18 protein-coding genes are annotated in these 19,821 nt (G+C 72.6%); 7 read left to right on the forward strand and 11 right to left on the reverse strand.

Annotation, left to right across the window (positions count from 1 at the left end; translation table 11 throughout):
- Position 1 precedes the first annotated feature (1 nt).
- Both CRP30_RS02135 and upp read right to left on the reverse strand, forming a co-directional pair.
- On the reverse strand, positions 2-892 hold the full coding sequence (locus tag CRP30_RS02135; protein WP_097182315.1) for a Gfo/Idh/MocA family protein: 891 nt from the start codon (positions 890-892) through the stop codon (positions 2-4).
- A gap of 2 nt (positions 893-894) precedes the next feature.
- Positions 895-1,518, reverse strand: coding sequence for a uracil phosphoribosyltransferase (gene upp / locus CRP30_RS02140; protein WP_097182316.1), 624 nt, complete (start codon positions 1,516-1,518; stop codon positions 895-897).
- Between the two features lie 171 nt (positions 1,519-1,689).
- Here upp and deoC point away from each other — a divergent pair, with 171 nt between their 5' ends.
- The 7 genes from deoC (at position 1,690) to CRP30_RS02175 (ending at position 9,028) form a co-directional block, all read left to right on the forward strand.
- Positions 1,690-2,685 (forward strand): deoxyribose-phosphate aldolase, encoded by a 996-nt coding sequence (gene deoC / locus CRP30_RS02145; protein ID WP_200814501.1) that lies wholly within the window; start codon positions 1,690-1,692, stop codon positions 2,683-2,685.
- A gap of 5 nt (positions 2,686-2,690) precedes the next feature.
- The gene (locus CRP30_RS02150) at positions 2,691-4,136 is read left to right on the forward strand and encodes an aldehyde dehydrogenase family protein (protein WP_097182317.1); all 1,446 of its coding nucleotides are present in this window, start codon (positions 2,691-2,693) and stop codon (positions 4,134-4,136) included.
- A gap of 76 nt (positions 4,137-4,212) precedes the next feature.
- On the forward strand, positions 4,213-5,079 hold the full coding sequence (locus CRP30_RS02155; RefSeq protein ID WP_097182318.1) for an aldehyde dehydrogenase family protein: 867 nt from the start codon (positions 4,213-4,215) through the stop codon (positions 5,077-5,079).
- A gap of 59 nt (positions 5,080-5,138) precedes the next feature.
- The gene (locus CRP30_RS02160; RefSeq protein WP_097182319.1) at positions 5,139-5,807 is read left to right on the forward strand and encodes a GNAT family N-acetyltransferase; all 669 of its coding nucleotides are present in this window, start codon (positions 5,139-5,141) and stop codon (positions 5,805-5,807) included.
- Entirely contained in the window at positions 5,713-7,140 is a 1,428-nt protein-coding gene (locus tag CRP30_RS02165) for an APC family permease (protein WP_097182320.1), read from the forward strand. The genes CRP30_RS02160 and CRP30_RS02165 overlap by 95 nt, the downstream gene beginning before the upstream one ends.
- A 1-nt stretch (position 7,141) precedes the next feature.
- Complete coding sequence (locus tag CRP30_RS02170; RefSeq protein ID WP_097182321.1) at positions 7,142-7,621, forward strand: universal stress protein; 480 nt, start codon at positions 7,142-7,144, stop codon at positions 7,619-7,621.
- Between the two features lie 72 nt (positions 7,622-7,693).
- The gene (locus tag CRP30_RS02175; protein ID WP_097182322.1) at positions 7,694-9,028 is read left to right on the forward strand and encodes a SatS C-terminal domain-containing protein; all 1,335 of its coding nucleotides are present in this window, start codon (positions 7,694-7,696) and stop codon (positions 9,026-9,028) included.
- 129 nt (positions 9,029-9,157) lie between these two features.
- On the opposite strand, the gene CRP30_RS02180 is transcribed toward CRP30_RS02175, so the two are convergent.
- The 9 genes from CRP30_RS02180 to CRP30_RS02220 all read right to left on the reverse strand — a co-directional run bounded on the left by CRP30_RS02180 (position 9,158) and on the right by CRP30_RS02220 (position 19,613).
- On the reverse strand, positions 9,158-10,699 hold the full coding sequence (locus CRP30_RS02180) for a DEAD/DEAH box helicase (RefSeq protein WP_097182323.1): 1,542 nt from the start codon (positions 10,697-10,699) through the stop codon (positions 9,158-9,160).
- 255 nt (positions 10,700-10,954) lie between these two features.
- Positions 10,955-12,031, reverse strand: coding sequence for an adenosine deaminase (locus CRP30_RS02185; protein ID WP_097183072.1), 1,077 nt, complete (start codon positions 12,029-12,031; stop codon positions 10,955-10,957).
- 14 nt (positions 12,032-12,045) lie between these two features.
- Positions 12,046-12,873 (reverse strand): ABC transporter permease, encoded by an 828-nt coding sequence (locus CRP30_RS02190; RefSeq protein WP_097182324.1) that lies wholly within the window; start codon positions 12,871-12,873, stop codon positions 12,046-12,048.
- Positions 12,870-13,763, reverse strand: a complete 894-nt coding sequence (locus CRP30_RS02195) for an ABC transporter ATP-binding protein (RefSeq protein ID WP_235003118.1) — start codon at positions 13,761-13,763, stop codon at positions 12,870-12,872. Before CRP30_RS02195 ends, CRP30_RS02190 begins: the two co-directional genes overlap by 4 nt.
- Before the next feature lie 49 nt (positions 13,764-13,812).
- Complete coding sequence (locus CRP30_RS02200) at positions 13,813-15,084, reverse strand: thymidine phosphorylase (protein ID WP_097182325.1); 1,272 nt, start codon at positions 15,082-15,084, stop codon at positions 13,813-13,815.
- Positions 15,084-15,500: a cytidine deaminase gene (locus CRP30_RS02205; RefSeq protein ID WP_097182326.1), complete on the reverse strand. Its 417-nt coding sequence runs from the start codon at positions 15,498-15,500 to the stop codon at positions 15,084-15,086. Before CRP30_RS02205 ends, CRP30_RS02200 begins: the two co-directional genes overlap by 1 nt.
- Complete coding sequence (locus tag CRP30_RS02210; protein WP_097182327.1) at positions 15,500-16,780, reverse strand: ABC transporter permease; 1,281 nt, start codon at positions 16,778-16,780, stop codon at positions 15,500-15,502. Before CRP30_RS02210 ends, CRP30_RS02205 begins: the two co-directional genes overlap by 1 nt.
- Before the next feature lie 2 nt (positions 16,781-16,782).
- On the reverse strand, positions 16,783-17,976 hold the full coding sequence (locus CRP30_RS02215; RefSeq protein ID WP_097182328.1) for an ABC transporter permease: 1,194 nt from the start codon (positions 17,974-17,976) through the stop codon (positions 16,783-16,785).
- A complete protein-coding gene (locus CRP30_RS02220; protein ID WP_097182329.1) occupies positions 17,973-19,613 on the reverse strand; it encodes an ABC transporter ATP-binding protein in 1,641 nt (546 codons plus the stop codon). The genes CRP30_RS02215 and CRP30_RS02220 overlap by 4 nt, the downstream gene beginning before the upstream one ends.
- Between the last annotated feature and the right edge of the window lie 208 nt (positions 19,614-19,821).

The following is a 19,821-nucleotide window of genomic DNA, read 5'->3' on the forward strand; positions in this document are numbered from 1 at the left end:
GTCAGGGGGCGACGGACTCCCGGCATCCGGTGTCGAGCGCCCGTGCCGCGGTCTCCAGGACGGCGACGACGTCCCGCCCGAACGCGATGTCGCACGCGTGCGCGCCGCCGGTCAGCGCGGCCTGCATCAGCTCGTCCACCGCGACCGCGAAGGCCTCCGGTGCCACGCCGTCCTCCGGCAGGAGCACCAGCCGCCCGGCGTCGCCGTGGACGAAGAACTCGTTGCCGACCGACATGGGCGCCACGGTGTGCGACACCGTGACGGTCGATGCCACGCCCGACTCGTGGGTGAGCACCAGGTGCACCGTGTCGGCGAGCCCGGCGCCCGCCTGCACGGCGGTCACCGGCCCGAGGGCGGGAACGAGCAGCGAGAGGGCGTGCGGGCCGATGTCCCAGAGGGCGCCGCGTTCCTGGCGCCAGGGCGAGGAGTCGAACGGCGAGCCGGCGAGGGAGGACAGCCACGACCCGTGCCCGCCGGCGAGCGTCGACCGGGCGGCCTGCTCGAGCCACGTCGCCGTCGACGGACGGAAGCGGAAGGTGAAGAAGACGACGGAGGCGACGCCCGCCTCGCGGACCGTGGCGACCAGTCGGTCGGCACCGGCCACGTCGAGCGCGATCGGCTTCTCCAGCAGCAGGTGCTTGCCGGCGGCCGCGGCGCGCTCGGCCAGCGGCGCCTGGACGTCCGGCGGCAGCGCGATGGAGACGGCGTCCACCTGCGCCAGCAGGTCGTCGACGTCCGCGAAGCCCGGGACGTCGAACTCGGCGCCGACGGCCTTGGCCTTGGCGACGTCCCGGCCCCAGACCCCGGCCAGCTCCGCGGAGGGGTGCCCCGCCAGCGTGGCGGCGTGCACCTCCTTCGCCCAGAAGCCGGTGCCGAGGACGCCGAAGCGCATGGTCAGACCGCGCCGAACTGGCGGTCGCCGGCGTCCCCGAGCCCCGGGACGATGTAGGCCTTGTCGTTGAGCCCCTCGTCGACGCTGGCGGTGAAGACCCGCAGCGGCAGCCCGCTCTCCTCCAGCCGGCGGATGCCCTCCGGCGCTGCCAGCGCGCACAGGACGGTGATCGAGGTGGTCCCGCGGGCGGTGAGCAGGCCGCAGCAGTGCACGAGCGAACCACCGGTGGCGAGCATCGGGTCGAGCACGAACACCTCGCGGTCGACCAGCGTCTCCGGGAGGGAGGCCATGTACGCCTCGGGCTGGAAGGTCTCCTCGTTGCGGGCCAGGCCGACGAAGCCCATCTGCGACTCGGGCAGCATCCCGTGCGCGGTGTCGGCCATCCCGAGACCGGCCCGCAGCACGGGCACGATCAGCGGCGGCGACGCCAGCCGGTAGCCGGTCGTCGCGGTGACCGGGGTCTGGATCCGCTCCTCGGCGATGGCGAGATCGCGGGTCGCCTCGTAGACCAGCATCTGCGTGAGCTCGCGCAGCGCGGCGCGGAACATGGCGTTGTCCGTCCGCTCGTCGCGCATCCGGGACAGACGGGCACGGGCCAACGGGTGGTCGACGACGGTGAGCTGCACGCGGCACACCGTATCGGCAGGTGGGTCGAGCGAAGCACTGTCCCTGAGACGGACGGTTCGAGGCCGCGAATGGCCGGCTGAGGGCCACCGCTCCGGGTCGATCTGGACCAGGTTCCCCCATCCCGGGTGAGCGGGCGCCGAGGGCCGGCACCCGCAGGGGACAATGGGCGCATGACCCACGTGCTCGATCCCGACGCGCTGCCCGATGACGCGCGCGCGTTGATGGCACCCCTGCCGCCGTACGACGACGTCACCCGGTCCGACTCCGCGTTCCGCACCTTCCTGCACGGCCTCCCCGGGGTGGACCAGGTCGGCGCCGAGGCCAGGGTCGCCCAGCTCGGCACCCGCTCGATCAAGACGACGGCGAAGGCGTGGGCCATCGACACCGCGATCTCGATGGTCGACCTGACCACCCTCGAGGGCGCCGACACCCCCGGCAAGGTCCGCTCGCTGGCCGCCAAGGCCCGCCGTCCCGACCCGGGCGACCCCGCGTGCCCGCACGTCGCGGCCGTCTGCGTCTACGGCGACCTCGCCGGCGTCGCCCGCGAGGCACTGGGCGACAGCGGCATCCACGTCGCCGCCGTCGCCACCGCGTTCCCCAGCGGCCGCGCCAGCCGCGCGGTGAAGATCGCCGACGTGCAGGACGCGGTCGCGAACGGTGCCGACGAGATCGACATGGTCATCGACCGGGGCGCGTTCCTGTCGGGCCGTTACCTCGACGTCTTCGAGGAGATCGTGGCGGTCAAGGAGGCCTGCGGACCCGCGCACCTCAAGGTCATCCTCGAGACCGGCGAGCTGGTCACCCTGGACAACGTCCGCCGCGCCTCCTGGATCGCCATGCTGGCCGGCGGCGACTTCATCAAGACCTCCACCGGCAAGGTCTCCCCCGCAGCGACCCTGCCGGTCTCCCTCGTGATGCTCGAGGCCGTCCGGGACTTCCGCGCCGCGACCGGCCGCCAGATCGGCTTCAAGCCGGCCGGTGGCATCCGGACGACGAAGGACGCCGTCAAGCACCTCGTGCTCATCAACGAGACCGTGGGCGCCGACTGGCTGGACCCCGACTGGTTCCGCTTCGGCGCCTCCAGCCTGCTCAACGACCTGCTGCTGCAGCGTCAGAAGCTGCGCACCGGCCACTACTCCGGTCCCGACTACGTCACGGTGGACTGACCTACATGAGCGTCTTCGAGTACGCCCCCGCCCCCGAGTCACGCTCGATCGTCGACATCCAGCCGTCCTACGGCCTGTTCATCGACGGCGAGTTCGTCGACGGCACCGGGGAGGCGTTCAAGAGCGTCAACCCGGCCACCGAGGAGGTCCTCACCGAGGTCTCCGCCGGCAGCGAGGCCGACGTCGACCGGGCCGTGACCGCCGCCCGCCGCGCCTTCACCCGCGTCTGGGGTCCGATGCGCCCGGCCGACCGCGGCAAGTACCTCTTCCGCATCGCGCGCCTGCTGCAGGAGCGCGCCCGGGAGTTCGCCGTCCTGGAGTCGCTGGACAACGGCAAGCCGATCCGCGAGTCCCGCGACGTCGACGTGCCGCTGGCCGCCGCGCACTTCTTCTACTACGCCGGCTGGGCCGACAAGCTCGACCACGCCGGCCTCGGCACCAGCCCGCGCCCGCTCGGTGTCGCCGGCCAGGTCATCCCCTGGAACTTCCCGCTGCTGATGCTGGCGTGGAAGGTCGCCCCGGCGCTCGCCGCCGGCAACACCGTCGTCCTCAAGCCGGCGGAGACGACGCCGCTGAGCGCGCTGCTGTTCGCCGAGGTGTGCCAGCAGGCCGACCTGCCGCCGGGCGTGGTCAACATCGTGACCGGCGCGGGCGAGACCGGCCGGGCCGTCGTCGAGCACCGCGACGTCGACAAGGTGGCCTTCACCGGCTCCACCGAGGTGGGCAAGTCGATCGCCCGCGCGGTCGCCGGCACCCACAAGTCGCTCACCCTGGAGCTCGGCGGCAAGGCGGCGAACATCGTCTTCGACGACGCCCCGATCGACCAGGCGGTCGAGGGCATCGTGCAGGGCATCTTCTTCAACCAGGGCCACGTCTGCTGCGCCGGCTCCCGGCTGCTCGTGCAGGAGTCGATCCACGACGAGGTCATCGCCTCGCTGCAGCGGCGGATCGGCACCCTGCGCGTCGGCGACCCGCTGGACAAGAACACCGACATCGGCGCGATCAACTCCGCCGAGCAGCTGGCCCGGATCAAGGAGCTGTCCGACTACGGCGAGACCGAGGGCGCGACGCGGTGGCAGCCGGCGTGCGACCTGCCCGACCGCGGCTACTGGTTCCCGCCGACGATCTTCACCGACGTCTCCCCCGCCCACCGGATCGCCCGCGAGGAGGTGTTCGGCCCGGTGCTGTCCGTGCTGACCTTCCGCACCCCCGACGAGGCCGTCGCGAAGGCGAACAACTCCACCTACGGGCTCTCGGCGGGCATCTGGTCGGAGAAGGGCTCGCGCATCCTGAAGGTCGCGAACCAGCTGCGGGCCGGCGTCGTCTGGGCCAACACGTTCAACAAGTTCGACCCGACGTCGCCGTTCGGCGGCTACAAGCAGTCCGGCTACGGCCGCGAGGGCGGACGGCACGGTCTGACCGCCTATCTCAAGGGAGCGGACAGGCCGTGAGGATCGCAGCGAGCGCCAACGAGCGAGGACCGGAGAGGCCGCGGAAGCGACCCATGGAAAGAGGAGCGACGCACTCGTGAACGACCGGCTCGCCGTCCGCAAGACCTACAAGCTCTACGTGAACGGGGCCTTCCCGCGGTCGGAGTCCGGCCGGACCTACGAGGTCACCGACGTCAAGGGGCACTTCCTGGCGAACGCCGCGTGGGCCTCCCGCAAGGACGCCCGCGACGCCGTCGTCGCCGCCCGCGGCGCCTTCGCGAAGTGGTCGGGCGCCACCGCCTACAACCGCGGCCAGGTGCTCTACCGCGTCGCCGAGGTGATGGAGGGCCGGCACGTCCAGTTCTGCGCGGAGGTCGCGGCCGTCGAGGGCTTGAGCGCCTCCAAGGCCCGCGCCGCCGTCGACGCCGCCATCGACAGGTGGGTCTGGTACGCCGGGTGGACCGACAAGCTGGCCGCAGTCCTGGGCGGGGCGAACCCCGTGGCCGGGCCGTACTTCGACTTCTCGATTCCCGAGCCGACCGGCGTGGTCGCCGTCCTCGCGCCGCAGCAGTCGTCCCTGCTGGGTCTGGTCAGCGTCCTGGCGCCGGTCCTCGCGGGCGGCAACACGGCCGTCGTCGTGACCTCGAAGGAGCGCCCGATCCCCGCCGTCACGCTGGCGGAGGTCCTCGCGACCAGCGACGTCCCGGGCGGAGTGGTGAACGTCCTCACCGGGGACGCCGAGGAGCTCGGCACCTGGCTGGCCGAGCACGCCGACGTCGACGGCATCGACCTCACCGGCGCACCCGCCGGCCGGGCCATGGAGTTCGAGCGCGAGGCGGCCGGCACGGTCAAGCGCGTCGTCCGTCCACCGGCGACGGAGCCGGACTGGACCGCCGACCCCGGGCTGTCCCGGATGACCCCGTTCCTGGAGACCAAGACGGTGTGGCACCCGATCGGGGTCTGAGCTCCCGGGCGGGACGCGGCACGGTTGGCTGAGACGGGCGCGGTCGGGATGATCGCCGGATGCCGGAGATCACCGTCCGCGCCATGACCGACGCCGAGTTCACCGCGTGGCAGCACGCCCTCGCCCGCGCCTACGCCGACGAGCAGGTGCGAAGCGGCAACTGGGCGCCCGGCGAGGCGCTCCGGCGGGCACGGGAGGGCAATGCCGCGCTGTTGCCGCAGGGCCTGGGCACCCCCGGCATGCTGCTCCTCACCGCGACGCGGCCGGACGGGGAGCCCGTCGGTCGCATCTGGCTCAGCCTCGAGCACCCGCGCGGAACGGCGGACTGCGCCTTCCTCTACGACATCGAGGTCGAGGAGCCGCACCGGGGCCAGGGGTACGGACGGGCCCTGCTGACCGCCGCCGAGGAGGCGGCTCGGTCCCGCGGACGCTCGGCCCTGGAGCTGAACGTGTTCGGCGACAACGCGACCGCCATCGCCCTCTACGAGAGCGCCGGCTTCGTCGTCGTGCAGCAGCAGATGCGCACAGCCCTCACCCGAGACCGCACCACGGCCCGGCCTCCGCCGAGCAGCGGGCCGCCGACAGGAGCAAGATCGGCCGTCAACAGCTCCCGCTCGCCGAAACGAGGGACCCGTGGCCCATACCGACACCCCCACGGTCGACGACGAGGACAGCGGCCTCCGGCGATCCATCACCGGGAAGCAGCTGTTCTTCTACACGCTCGGTGACGTCCTGGGCTCCGGGATCTACGTCCTGATCGGCCTGGTCGCAGCGGCCGTCGGCGGGGCCTTCTGGATCGCCTTCGCCATCGGCGTCACCATCGCCGCCATCACCGGAGCGGCCTACGCCGAGCTGGTGACGAAGTACCCCCAGGCCGCCGGCGCCGCGCTGTACATCAACAAGGCCTTCGGCAGCACGGCGCTCACCTTCATGACCACCGTGTCGTTCCTGGCCGCGAGCTTCGCGGCGACGGGCTCGCTGGCCACCGGCTTCTCCTCCTACTTCGCGACGGTCTGGGACGGCCCGCCGGCGTTGCTGGTGTCACTCGTCTTCCTCCTGGCCCTGGTCGTCGTCAACTTCATCGGCATCACCGAGTCGGTGGTGATGAACATGCTGATGACGTTCGTCGAGGTCGCCGGCCTGCTCATCGTGATGGGCATCGGCATCTGGTACATCGCCCAGGGCGACGCGGACTTCGGCGTCCTCACCGACATCAGCGTCTCGGGCAACCCGGCGCTCGCGGTCCTCGCCGGTATCGCCTTCTCCTTCTTCGCGATGACCGGCTTCGAGAACACCGCCAACGTCGCGGAGGAGACGATCGACCCGCACCGCGCCTTCCCGCGGTCGCTGGTCGGCGGGATGGTCGTCGCCGGCATCGTCTACGTGCTGGTCTCCGTCGCCGCGGCCCTCACCGTGCCGGTCGACCAGCTGGCCGGCTCCGACGCAGCCCTGCTCGAGGTCGTGAAGCAGGGCATCCTCCCCTTCTCCACCGACTTCATGACCACCCTGTTCTCGATCATCGCGCTGATCGCGATCACCAACACCACGCTGGTCACGGTCGTCACGCAGCCGCGGATCCTCTACGGAATGGCCAAGGAGGACGTCGTCCCGGGCGTCTTCGCCAAGATCCACGCCACCCGCCGCAGCCCGTGGGTCGGTCTCCTCTTCAGCGGAGTGGTCGTCGCCGCCCTGCTGCTCGTCGGCCACTTCTTCCAGACCGGTGGGGGCATCGACCTGGTCAACCGGCTGGCCCTGGTGACCGTCGTGCTGCTCCTGGCCATCTACGCCCTGGTGATCGTCGCCTGCCTGAAGCTGCGCGGGCGGGACGAGGACGAACGCACCTTCCGCGCGAACACGCCCCTGCTGATCGTCGGGCTGGTCGGCAACCTGGCCATCCTCGGGTTCTCCATCTACGACGACCCGAGCTCGCTGATCTGGTGCGCCGGCCTCCTCGCCGTCGGCGTGGTCCTGTTCCTGGTCGAGTACGCCGTCGGTTCGCGCAACCGCCCCCAGGGCTCCCGGCGGGGAGATCCGAAGACCGCCGACCGGAAGGAAGTCTGAGATGCACGTCATCGTCGCCACGGACGGGTCGCCGCAGTCGCTGGCCGCGGCCCGTCACCTGAAGTCGTTCGCGGACCCCCAGAAGATCACCACGATCTCGGTCGTGGCGGTGATCCGGCCACTGGCCTCGGTCGCCTTCGCCGACGAGATCTCCGAGGCCGAGCCGCCCGGCCCCGGCGAGGGGGCGGGCAGTTTCCGGGACGCGGCGCAGGGAGCCGTCGACGCGGTGGCGGCCGTCTTCGACGACTGGGGGCCGAGCATCGACAAGCAGATCCGCAGCGGGTCGCCCGCCGCGGAGATCATCAAGCTCGCGAACCAGCACGACGCCGGGCTGGTCGTGGTGGCGGCCGGCGGGCGCGGGATCAGCGACGCGATCCTCGTCGGCAGCACCGCCCAGCGGGTCCAGCACTACGCGCCGTGCCCCGTCCTCGTCGTCCGCCCCGCACCCCGGACGAGGAAGGGCGCCCAGCCGAAGGTCTGACCCGCCGGCGACGATCGTCGGCGCCCCGGCGCTTGCGGAGAAGGCGGGCCGCGCATCTGGCAGGGTGTCCCCGTGGCCAGGCCCAGCATCGTCCCGATCGCACTCACCCTCGACGACCGAACCGGCTACACGCTCTGGGCTCCGCCGTGGGAGGAGGACGGCGAGGAGTGGCAGGCGTTCCTCGGCACCACCGAGGACGACACGGCGAAGGTCCACCTCTTCCCCACCCCCGCGGCCCTCGCGGCGTTCTGCCGCACCAGCACCGACCACGACCTCGCCGACCACCCGGTCTGGCCCGTCGTGGTCGGTCTGGACGCCGAGGACCTGACGCCCGACGACGACCACCGCTTCGACCTCGACGGCGTCTACGACATCGCCGCCGAGAACCCCGACCGGTGGGCCGTCGAGGAGCTCGCCGCCACGGTCGACATCGTCAGCCGGCTCGCCGAGTGCCTGGACACCGGTGCCGGCGACGACGAGGACGAGGACGACGACGAGACGCAGTTCGAGGCCGTCGCCGAACTCGCCGCCAAGCCCGAGATCGGCTCCCTGGGGCTGGGCGTGGACGCATTCGTCGGCCGCTCCGGCGAGGACGCCTGGGTCGGCGTCGGCGGCGTCCTCGACGACCTGTGGGAGGACGTCGTCGAGGAGCTGAACGAGCACTTCGACTGGACCGGTGCCGGCTCCTCGACCCTCGAGGACTACCCGGCGGCCTCCGAGGTCGAGGACGTCGACCCGGAGGACGTCCCTGACGACGTGGTCCTGGTCGACGACGACGAGCCCGCGGTCGCGGCGCCGGTGCGCACCATCGCGCGAGGCGGCGGCATCAGCGCCACGCCCGCGGAGGTGGCGAAGGCCGGGGCCTTCTGGGAGTCCGTCGGCATCCTCCCCGTCGAGATCGTCGTCCCCGAGGGCGCCGGGGTGACCTTGCGCTGCTACGTGGAGGACGTCGCCCGGTTCCTGGGCCGCGACGGCGAGGTCTTCGTCTTCGACACCCCCGCGGAGCTGGCCCGCTTCTGCAAGGGCAGCGAGAGCCACGACCTCGTCGAGATCGCCTCCTGGGCGGAGGTCGCCGACACCGACGTGCCACCGCTGCCGGCCGACCAGGACCGCTACGACCTCACCGGGCTGTCGGAGGTGCTGGCGGAGGTGGCGGACGGCGCCGCGGGGCTGGTGGACCACCAGGCGTTCGCCCAGCCGGTCGAAGGCGTCCGTGACCTCGCCGAGTACGCCGGCCTGACCCGCGTCGACGAGCTGCTCTCCCCCACCGCGGCCCTGGGCACGGCCGTGGCCCGGGGCGAGGCCGATCCGCACGCCGTCCTGCGCGCCGAGGACGCCGCCACCCTGCGCCCGGAGTGGGACGAGGTCGTCACCCAGGTCAGCGGAGCCCTCGTCTTCCGCGACTAGGCGACGAGATCTGCACATTCGCCCTCGTCAGCGGCCTGATGGGGGCGAGTGTGCAGATCTCGCCCGAGGAACGACAGAGCGGCCGGCCCCGGGAGATCCCGGGACCGGCCGCTCTGGTCTATCTGACTCTTAGCTGCCGTAGCGCGACGGCCGGCTCGGCCGGCCGCCACCGGAGCGCGGGCCCCGGTCGCCGTACGAGCTGCCCGAGGAACGCTCGCCGTACGAGGACCCCGAGGAGCGCTCGCCGGCCGGACGCGGCTTGTCGCCGAACGAGCGGCGCGGGCCGCCACGGGAACCGCCGGTGGGACGGTCCCCGTCACGACGCGGACGCCCGCCGGGGCCGCCACCGCCGCGGCGCATGTCGCGCTGGGTGCGCTCCTTCGGCTCCACCGCGACGCCCTTGGCGACGAGGTCGAGGATCGCCTGGTCGCCCGGACGGATCCGGTCGATCGCCGGGTCGACCTTGGCCGTGCGGAAGCGTCGCTTGGACTGGCCCACCTGGTCGGGCAGGAGCAGCGAGACGACGACACCGGCGGCACCGGCGCGGGCGGTGCGGCCCGAACGGTGCAGGTAGGTCTTGGCGTCCGTCGGCGGGTCGTAGTGCAGGACCAGCGAGACGTCGTCCACGTGGATGCCGCGAGCCGCGACGTCCGTGGCCACCAGGACCGGTGAGCGTGCGTCGGTGAACTCCTCCAGGGCGCGCTTGCGCGCGGCCTGGGGCAGACCACCGTGGATGGCCTCGGCCTTGATGCCGGCGGCCTGCAGGTTCTCCGCGAGCCGGTCGACGCCGAGCTGGGTACGGGCGAAGACGATCGTCCGGCCGGGGCGGCCGGCGAGCTCGGTGGCGACAGCCAGCTTGTCGCGGAACGCGAGGCTGAAGGCCAGGTGCTCGGCGGGCGGGGCGTCGTCCCCGGCCCGCTTGACCTCGTGCCGGGCCGGGTCCTTGAGGTAGCGGCGGACCAGGGAGTCGACCTCGCCGTCCAGCGTCGCCGAGAACAGCAGGCGCTGGGCGTTGCGGTCGGTCTGGTCGAGCAGCTCCTTGACGACCGGGAGGAAGCCCAGGTCGGCCATGAAGTCGGCCTCGTCGAGGACGGTGATGACGACCTCGGCGAGGGTGGCCTCACCCTGGCTGATCAGGTCCTGCAGCCGGCCGGGGGTGGCGATGATGACGTCGACGCCACGGCGGAGCTGCTGGATCTGGCGGTACATCGGCGCGCCGCCGTAGACGGTGGCGAGCTGGACGCCGGTCGCCTGCCCGAGCGGGGCCAGGTTGTCGTGCACCTGCTGGGCGAGCTCGCGGGTCGGCACGAGGACCAGCCCGCGGGGGGCGCGCCGGCCGTTCTTCACCTCGGCGCCGATGCGGGCGAGCAGCGGCAGGCCGAAGGCGAGGGTCTTGCCCGAGCCCGTGGCGGCCTTGCCGAGCACGTCGCGGCCGGCCAGGGCGTCGGGCAGCGCCGACGTCTGGATGGCGAACGGACGGTGGATGCCCCGGCGCTCGAGCGCCGTGACGAGCGGCTGGGGCAGGCCCAGCTCGTGGAACGTCGGGCCGGTCGGGGCCTCGACGGCGTTCTCGGTGGTGATGTCCTCGGTCGTGCTGACTTCGGCGGTGATGTCTTCGGGGGTGGTGACGACCTCGTTCGACTCGAACGAGACAGGGTGGATCACAGTCATGCGGGGTGGGGCTCCGATACAGCTCGGAGCGCGTCCCGTGGAAAAGGAAGGCGCCTCAGGTACCGGCGTCCTTCACTGGCGATCGTCTGCGCCCAGGGATGGAACGCGGGATCTGCACGGATGCGCTCATGCCCGGACAAACCGCCCGGGAGGATGACCGGCCTGTGTGCCGGTATGCCTAGGTTAGCAGCGAGGACCGCCGGACCATTCCCCGGAACAGGGTGGGGGCCGTCACCCTGCGTCAACCCTGCGGCATCAGCCCTGCAGCGCGGTGTACCCGGGACGGACGACCTCGTCGAGCAGGCGGGCGCGCTCGTCACCATCGATGAAGGCGGCCGCGAGAGCACGTTCGGTGACCGTCCGGACGTCGTCCCAGGACCAGCCGAACGTGGTCGCGACGTCGGTGACCTCGCTGCTGACCGAGACGCCGCTCATCAGCCGGTTGTCGGTGTTGAGGGTGACCGCGAAGCCCAGCCGGTGCAACCGGTCCACGGGGTGCTCGGCCAGGGAGGGGTAGGCGCCGGTCTGCACGTTGGACGACGGCGCGATCTCGAGGACCACCTGCTCGTCCAGCACGCGCTGCGCCAGCGGGCCGAGCGGGCCGTCGACCGGCACCTCGTCGGCGATGCGCACCCCGTGGCCCAGCCGCTCGGCGTGGGCGCCGTCGAGCGCGGCCCGGATGCTGTCGATGCCGGCGGCCTCCCCCGCGTGGATGGTGCGGTGCGCGCGGGCGCCGTCCAGCACGCCGATGGCCGACAGGATGCGGTCCGGCGGGAAGCCGATCTCCGGACCCGCCAGGTCGAAGCCGACGACGCCCCGGCCGCGGTGGCGGACGACCAGGCCGGCGACCTCGTCCCAGCGATCGGCCTGGCGCATGGCGCAGAGCAGGGCGCCCACCCGGATCGGCGTGCCCGCCTCGGTGGCCTCGCGGCTGCCGACGGCGAAGCCGTCCACCATCGCCTCGACCACCTCGTCGATTGCCAGCCCCCCGGCGGTGGAGAGCTCGGGGGCGAACCGCACCTCCGCGTACACCACGCCGTCGGCGGCGAGGTCGAGCGCGCACTCCCGGGCCACCCGGTGGATCGCGTCAGGGTGCTGCATGACGCCGACGGTGTGCGCGAACGTCTCCAGGTACTGCACCAGCGAGCCGGAGTCGGCGGCCTGCCGGAACCAGGCCCCCAGGCTGTCGGCGTCCGACGCGGGCAGTTCCCGGTACCCGTGCTCCTCGGCGAGCTCCAGCACCGTCTGCGGCCGCAGGCCGCCGTCGAGGTGGTCGTGCAGCAGGACCTTCGGGGCTCGGACGACGTTTCCGATGTTCAGCGGTGCAGGCACCAGGGGAACGTAGCTCAGCTCGACCCGCGGTCCTGCCACCGGAAGGTGGCCACGCAGAGCAGCAGCCCGACGACGCACCACGCGGCCAGGACCAGCGCCGTCCGGCCCAGCTCCCAGGTGCCGGCCGGCTCGGAGGCGGCCATGACGTCGGGGAGGAACACCGCGCGCAGCCCCTGCGCCATCCACTTCAGCGGGAAGAGGGCCGCCACGGTCTGCATCCACGTCGGGATCTCGCTGAACTGGAAGAACACCCCGGAGATGAACTGCAGCAGGAGCGCGAAGGGCGTCACCGTCGCCGAGGCCGAGCGACCGTTCTTCGCCAGGCTGGACAGGGCGATGCCCAGCAGGGTGCACCCCGCCGCGCCGAGCCCGGCCACCCAGGCGAAGGTCAGCCAGTCGGCACCCGAGGGCAGGTCGATGTCGTAGAAGACGACGCCGATCAGCAGCAGGATCGCGATGATCGCCAGGGTGACGGCGAGAACCTGCACCACCTTGCCGACGAAGTAGGCGCTCCTGGGCATCGGCGTCCCGGCGAGGCTCTTCAGCGTCCCGTCGGAGCGTTCCGTGGCGATGCTGATCGCCATGTTCTGCAGGCTGGCGCCCAGGATGCCGGCCGCGATGATGCCCGCCATGAAGTACTGCGTGAACGTGACGCCGTTGCCCAGGTCGAAGTCGAGCACCGCCCCGAAGACGACCAGCAGCAGGACCGGCAGCATCAGGGTGAAGACCACCGACTCCCGCTGCCGGAAGAACTCCTTGAGCTCCACGGACGCGCGGGACCGGTAGACGCTCGGCAGGGAGGGCAGCGGCCGGGCCGTCGCCACGGGCTTCGTCGCGGTCATCGGGCCTCACCGATCATCTGCAGGTAGACGTCCTCGAGGGTGGGGCGGGCCACCGCCAGGTCGGGCACCTCGCCCGGGAAGCGCGCGGAGAGCTCGCGCAGCAGTGCGGTCGGCGTCGCCGTCGCCTCGGTGCGCCGGGCGCCGTCCTCGGTCCAGCTCACGACGGCGGGGGCGGTCTCGCGCCCGCCCAGCAGGGACGGCACCGCGACCTCGACCAGCCGGCCGCGGGTGATCACGCCGACGCGGTCGGCCAGCGCCTCCGCCTCGTCCAGGTAGTGGGTGGTCAGCAGCATCGTGGTGCCGAGTTCGCGCAGCGACCGGATGAGCGACCAGAACTGGCGGCGCGCCTCGGGGTCGAAGCCGGTCGTGGGCTCGTCCAGGAAGAGCAGCGTCGGACGGCCGACGATGCCGAGGGCGACGTCGAGCCGGCGGCGCTGTCCGCCGGACAGCGACTTCCCGCGGACGCCGGCCTTCTCGGTGAGGCCGACCAGCTCGAGGACCTCGTCGGGATCACGCGGATCGGCGTAGTAGGACGCCTGGGCGGTGAGCATCTCGCGGGTGGTCAGCTGGCTGTCCCCGGCGCCGGACTGCAGCACGATCCCCAGCTGCGCCTTCCAGGAGCGCGCGCCGTCGGCGGGGTCCTCCCCCAGCACCCGCACCTCGCCCGCGTCGCGGGACCGGTAGCCCTCGCAGATCTCGACGGTCGTCGTCTTCCCGGCGCCGTTCGGTCCGAGCAACGCGAAGATCTCGCCCCGGCGGATGTCGAGGTCCAGACCGTCGACGGCGACGAAGTCGCCGTACCGCTTGACCAGGCCACGGATGGAGATCGCGGCCTCGAGGTCGACCTGCCGGTCGTGCACGGCGGTCGCCGACGCGGGAGTGCTGCTCACGGGGAGACAGTGTCCCCCTGTGACCTGGGAGGGTGTCCGCCTCCCCCGCTCACGCGGTGATCCGGTCCAGGACGAGGGGCAGCGGCTCCTCGCCGGTGTCGATGCCGATCGCGCCCTCCAGCGCCTCCAGCGCCCGCGGGATGCGGGACGCGTCGTCGGTCTGCAGCTCCAGCAGCGGCTGCCCGGCGGTCACCTGCTCCCCCACGCCCGCGGTCCACAGGACGCCGGCCGCGGCCGAGACCGGGTCCTCCTTGCGGGCCCGGCCGGCACCGAGCCGCCAGGCCGCGACACCGAGGGAGAACGCGTCCAGCCGGGTCAGTGTGCCGGTCGCCGGAGCGGTGACCACGTGGGTCTCGGCCGGGGCCGGCAGCGGCGCGTCCGGGTCCCCGCCCTGGGCGGCGATCATGCGGCGCCAGACGTCCATCGCCCGCCCGTCGGCGAGCGCGTCCGCCGGGTCGACGTCCTCGCGGCCGGCGCCGGCCAGCATCTCCCGGGCCAGCGCGAGGGTCAGCTCGACGACGTCGGCGGGACCGCCGCCGGCGAGCACCTCGACCGATTCGGCCACCTCGACGGCGTTGCCCGCGGCGCGGCCCAGCGGCCGATCCATCGCCGTCACCAGCGCGACGGTCCGCACCCCGGCCGCCTCGCCGAGACCGACCATCGTGCGGGCCAGCTCGCGGGAGGCCTCGGGGTCCTTCATGAACGCACCCGAGCCGGTCTTCACGTCGAGCACCAGCGCGTCGGCGCCCTCGGCGATCTTCTTGCTCATGATGGAGCTGGCGATGAGCGGGATCGACTCGACGGTGCCGGTGACATCGCGCAGCGCGTACAGCTTCTTGTCGGCCGGGGCGAGGTCGTTCCCCGCCGCGCAGATCACCGCGCCCACCTCGCGCAGCTGGCGCAGGTAGGCCTCCTCGTGCACGTCGGCCCGCCAGCCCGGGATCGCCTCGAGCTTGTCGAGGGTGCCGCCGGTGTGGCCGAGGCCCCGACCGGACAGCTGCGGCACGGCCACCCCGCAGGCGGCGACCAGCGGCGCCAGCGGCAGGGTGATCTTGTCGCCCACCCCGCCGGTGGAGTGCTTGTCGGCGGTGGGCCGGCCCAGCGAGGAGAGGTCCTTGCGTTCCCCGGAGTCGATCATCGCCTGGGTCCAGACGGCGAGCTCCGCGCCGGACATGCCGCGGAAGAACACCGCCATGAGCAGCGCGGACATCTGCTCGTCGGGCACGGCGCCGCGCGTATAGGCGTCGATGACCCAGCGGATCTGCTCGGACGTGAGCTCACCGCCGTCGCGCTTGGTACGGAGGACGTCGATCGCGTCCATCAGCCCTGCCCCCGCTCCGCCGCGGCAACCAGGTCGTCCGGCCCGAAGGCGTCGGGCAGCACCTCGCGCATCGGCACGATGCCGAGCGACACCGTCTCGATGAGCATGTCGGCACCGCCGTGCTCCCAGAGCAGCTGCCGGCAACGACCGCAGGGCATGAGCGGCTGCCCGTCCCCGCCGACGCACGCGACGGCGACCAGGCGACCGCCGCCCGTGCGGGCGAGGTCGCTCACCATGCCGCACTCGGCGCACAGGCCCAGTCCGTACGAGGCGTTCTCCACGTTGCAGCCGGTGACCACGCGGCCGTCGTCCACGAGGCCGGCGACGCCCACGGGGAACTTCGAGTACGGCGCGTACGCGCGCGTCATCGCCTCGCGGGCGGCCGCCCGCAGGGCCTCCCAGTCCGGCTCGGGCACTAGTGCTCTCCTCGTCGGTAGACCAGGCCGTCGGCCTGGGGCATGCGCAATCGCTGGGAGGCGAGCGACAGGACGAGCAGCGTCGTCAGGTGCGGGGTGAAGGAGACGATCCCCGGCGGCAGCTCGTCGATCATGATGAAGCCGGTGAGCGCCGCAGCGGCGAACGCGCCGGCCAGGATCGCCTGCACCAGACGCCGGCGCACGGCCTGCCAGATCGCGACGCCGGCCAGCAGCACCGCGACCAGCAGCAGCAGGGCGACGACGGCGGTCCGGCTGCGCAGCTGCAGGGCGTCGGAGAACCCGAAGAGGCCCGCACCCGCGGCGAGGCCACCCGGCCGCCAGTTGCCGAAGATCAGCGCGGCGAGCCCGATGAAGCCGCGGCCGTTGGTCTGGTTCTCGCGGTAGATGCCCGCGATGAAGACCAGGAAGACCCCGCCCATGCCGGCGAGCCCGCCCGAGATGATCACGGCGATGTACTTCATCCGGTACACGGGGACGCCCAGGGAGTCGGCCGCTGCCGGGTTCTCGCCACAGGAGCGGAGCCGCAGCCCGAACGCCGTCCGCCAGAGCAGCAGGTACGACGCCGGGATCAGCAGGACGGCCAGGATCGTCAGCACCCCGACACCGCTGGAGACGCCGCGCAGCACGCCGGCGAGATCGCTGACGAGGAACCAGTGCTTCCCCTCGAGATCGCCGAGCAGGTCCGGTCCGGAGGAGAGCACCGGCAGCGACAGCGCCGGCGGATCGCTGGACAGGGCCGGGGACTGCGTGACGCCGCCGCCGGCCTCGTTGTCGGTGTAGAAGAGCTCGGAGAGGAACCGCGCGATGCCGGCGGCGAGGATGTTGATCGCCACGCCGGACACCACGTGGTCGACGCCGAAGGTCACCGTGGCGACCGCGTGCAGCAGGCCGCCCAGCGCGCCGAACAGGACCCCGCCGATCAGCGCGGCTCCCCAGCCCCACTGGTAGCCGGCGAAACCGGCGCCCCAGGTGCCCAGGATCATCATGCCCTCGAGGCCGATGTTGACCACGCCCGCGCGCTCGGAGAAGAGCCCGCCGAGGGCGGCCAGCCCGATCGGGACGGCGAGCAGCAGGGCGGCCGACATCGTCGACGACGAGGTCAGGGCCTCCTCGCCGCTGATGGCGCGGACCACGGAGAACAGCACCAGCGCGGCCATGGCCAGCCAGAGCGCCCGCCGGACCGGCCCGCCACCGGTGAGCAGATCGGTGATCGGACCGCGGCTCGGCCGGGTCCCGGGTGAGGTGACTACGGTGCTCATGCCTAGGCCCCCTGCAGCTCGCTGAGATTGCCGGCCGGCCCGGCTGGGCCGCCAGGGGTGCTGTCCGGGCCGGTGCCGCCGTCGCCGGCCACGGCCGCGGGGGCCTGCCCGCTGCCGCGCTCGGCGTTCCGGCGGGCGACCCGCCGGGCGATCTCGTTGGCGACGACCACCGCGAGCACGATGGTGCCCTGGATGATCGTGACCACCGACGCCGGGAAGTCCGCGATCTGCAGCGGCACCAGCGAGCGGTCGAGGAAGCCGAAGAGCAGGGCGGCGAAGGCGATGCCGAGCGGCCGGTTGCGTCCCAGCAGCGCGACGGCGATGCCGAGGAAGCCGAGCCCCGCGGTGAAGTCGGTCGTGTACGAGTGCGTCGACCCGAGCAGGTCCGGCAGACCGATGAGGCCGGCGACCGCGCCGGACAGCAGCATCGTCTTGATGACCATGCCGCGGGCGTCGACACCGCTCGCGCTGGCCGCCGAGGGCGACAGGCCGCTCACCTTGAGGTCGTAGCCGAAGCGCGTCCGGTTGAGCAGCACGGCCAGGACCACGCCGACGACGATCGCGATGGGCAGGAAGCCGTACAGCTGCCGCGGCGGGTTCGCCAGGCCGATCGCGCCGAAGATAGCGTTGAGGCCGCCCAACTGCCCGGACTCGGGGATCTCCGCCGTGCTGATGATGGACGCGCCCTCCTCGCTGCCCCGGAACGGTCCGGTGAGCAGGTAGGACGCGAGGCCCAGGGCGATGAAGTTCAGCATGATCGAGCTGATGACCTCGCTCACGCCGCGGGTCACCTTGAGCACCGCGACGATGCCCGCCCAGAGTGCCGCGACAACGACGGCCACCACGACGACCAGCAGGATGTGCAGCGGGCCGGGCAGCGCGACCGCGGCACCGACCGCGGCCGCGACGATGGTCGCGAGCCGGTACTGGCCCTCGACGCCGATGTTGAACAGCCCCATGCGGAACGCGACGGCGACCGCCAGTCCGGCGAGGAAGAGCGGGATGGCCCGGTTGACGATCACGACGATGGCGGTGACCTGCTGCGCCGGCGTCTCGCCGAAGTCGAGCATCACCTCGAACACCCGCAGCGGGTTCACCTGCAGCGCGGCCATGACCAGCGAGGAGATGACCAGCGCGACGACGACGGCGAGGACCGGCGCGAAGAGCGACATCCCGATCCGGCGGACGACGGTCATGCGGCACCCGCCGCGGTCCGCGCCCCGGTCATGTAGCCGCCCAGCTCCTCCGGGGTGACCTTGGCCGGGTCCACCGTGGCAACCAGCCGGCCACGCAGCATCACCTGGAGCGTGTCCGACAGGCCGATCAGTTCATCGAGGTCGGCCGAGATCAGCAGGATCCCCATCCCTTCGGCGCGGGCGTCCTTGAGCAGCTCCCAGATGGCCGACTGCGCCCCGATGTCCACGCCGCGGGTCGGGTGCGCCGCGATCAGCAACCGGGGGTTGGAGCTCATCTCGCGCCCCACGATCAGCTTCTGCTGGTTCCCGCCGGACAGCGCGACCGCGAGGGTGTCCGGTCCGGGAGCCCGCACGTCGTACTGCTGCATGATGCGCTCGGTGTCGGCGCGGGCCGCCTTGCGGTCGATGAACGCGCCCTTCGCCGCCGGCGGCAGCGTCTGGTGGCCGAGGATGCGGTTCTCCCAGAGCGGCGCGTCGAGCAGGATGCCCTGCCGGTGCCGGTCCTCCGGGATGAAGCCCAGGCCGGCCTCGCGCCGCGCCCGCGTCGTCCAGCCGGTGATGTCCTCCAGGCCGGCCGCCCCGCCGTCGCCCGTCGTGCCGCCGTCGAGGTGCACCTCGCCGGCGGCCAGGGGGCGCAGACCCATGATCGCGTCGACGAGCTCGGCCTGGCCGTTGCCCTCCACGCCGGCGATGCCGACGACCTCGCCCGCCCGGACGGTCAGGTCCACGTCCTCGATGAGCGCGCGGCCCTCCACGGTGCGCAGGGTGAGGTTGCGCAGCACCAGGACCGGCTCGTCGCGCACCGTCGACGTCCGGGTCTCCGGGGAGGGGAGCTCGGAGCCGACCATCATCTCGGCCAGTTGCCGCACGGTCGTCGTCCGGGGGTCCGCCGTCCCGACCGTCGTGCCGCGGCGGATGACCGTGATCCCGTTGGCCACCCGGCGCACCTCGTCGAGCTTGTGCGAGATGAAGATGACCGTCAGGCCCTCGCGGGTGAGCTCGGCGAGGTTGCCGAACAGCTCGTCGACCTCGTGCGGGACGAGCACGGCCGTCGGCTCGTCGAGGATCAGGGTCGTGGCACCGCGGTAGAGGACCTTGGCGATCTCGACCCGCTGGCGGGCACCGACACCCAGGTTCTCGACCAGCTCGTCGGGGTCGAGACCGAGCGAGTACCGGTCGGAGATCTCCCGGATGCGGCGACGCGCCTCGGCCCGGTCCAGCCGGACGCCCTTCGTCGGCTCGCTGCCGAGGACGATGTTCTCGAGAACGGTGAAGTTGTCGGCCAGCATGAAGTGCTGGTGCACCATGCCGATGCCCGCGGCGATCGCGTCGGCGGGGCTCTTGAAGTGGACCTCGCGGCCGTCGAGCAGGATCTGGCCCTCGTCGGGACGGTGCATCCCGTAGAGCGTCTTCATGAGCGTGGACTTGCCGGCACCGTTCTCACCGACGATGGCGTGCACCTCGCCGCGGCGGACCCGGAGCTCGATGTCGCGGTTGGCGACGACTCCCGGGAAGCGCTTGGTGATGCCGCGGAGCTCCACGGCATACCCCTCGGCGGCCTGCCCCCCGCCGGAGGGCCCCCCGCCGGCCGCTGCGGCCGGCCGCGGACCGTCCCCGGTCCCTGCTGTTGCGGCCATGGTGGGCCTCTCCTCGTGTGCTGCCACGGGTACGCGGCGTCGGGAACCCGGATCCGGTACGACCTCGTGGGGCGCACGTGGAAGGGGCTGGCGGCATGATGTCGCACGCCGTTCCGGCTGCGGGCGACCGGGGTTCCGGTGCGCGGCACCGCCTCCGATCGCGACGGCGGGCCCGGGCTCCGCACGCGGGGTGCGGTGCGCCCGGACC

This window comes from Blastococcus haudaquaticus, from assembly GCF_900230285.1.
Lineage (GTDB): Bacteria > Actinomycetota > Actinomycetes > Mycobacteriales > Geodermatophilaceae > Blastococcus_B > Blastococcus_B haudaquaticus.

Excerpts from the sequence above, each read along its gene's own strand:
- CRP30_RS02135 (WP_097182315.1), bottom strand. The coding sequence starts at position 892 with ATGCGCTTCGGCGTCCTCGGCACCGGCTTCTGGGCGAAGGAGGTGCAC.
- deoC (WP_200814501.1), top strand. The coding sequence starts at position 1,690 with ATGACCCACGTGCTCGATCCCGACGCGCTGCCCGATGACGCGCGCGCG.
- CRP30_RS02150 (WP_097182317.1), top strand. The coding sequence starts at position 2,691 with ATGAGCGTCTTCGAGTACGCCCCCGCCCCCGAGTCACGCTCGATCGTC.
- CRP30_RS02160 (WP_097182319.1), top strand. The coding sequence starts at position 5,139 with ATGCCGGAGATCACCGTCCGCGCCATGACCGACGCCGAGTTCACCGCG.
- CRP30_RS02170 (WP_097182321.1), top strand. The coding sequence starts at position 7,142 with ATGCACGTCATCGTCGCCACGGACGGGTCGCCGCAGTCGCTGGCCGCG.
- CRP30_RS02180 (WP_097182323.1), bottom strand. The coding sequence starts at position 10,699 with ATGACTGTGATCCACCCTGTCTCGTTCGAGTCGAACGAGGTCGTCACC.
- CRP30_RS02190 (WP_097182324.1), bottom strand. The coding sequence starts at position 12,873 with ATGACCGCGACGAAGCCCGTGGCGACGGCCCGGCCGCTGCCCTCCCTG.
- CRP30_RS02200 (WP_097182325.1), bottom strand. The coding sequence starts at position 15,084 with ATGGACGCGATCGACGTCCTCCGTACCAAGCGCGACGGCGGTGAGCTC.
- CRP30_RS02210 (WP_097182327.1), bottom strand. The coding sequence starts at position 16,780 with ATGAGCACCGTAGTCACCTCACCCGGGACCCGGCCGAGCCGCGGTCCG.
- CRP30_RS02215 (WP_097182328.1), bottom strand. The coding sequence starts at position 17,976 with ATGACCGTCGTCCGCCGGATCGGGATGTCGCTCTTCGCGCCGGTCCTC.
- CRP30_RS02220 (WP_097182329.1), bottom strand. The coding sequence starts at position 19,613 with ATGGCCGCAACAGCAGGGACCGGGGACGGTCCGCGGCCGGCCGCAGCG.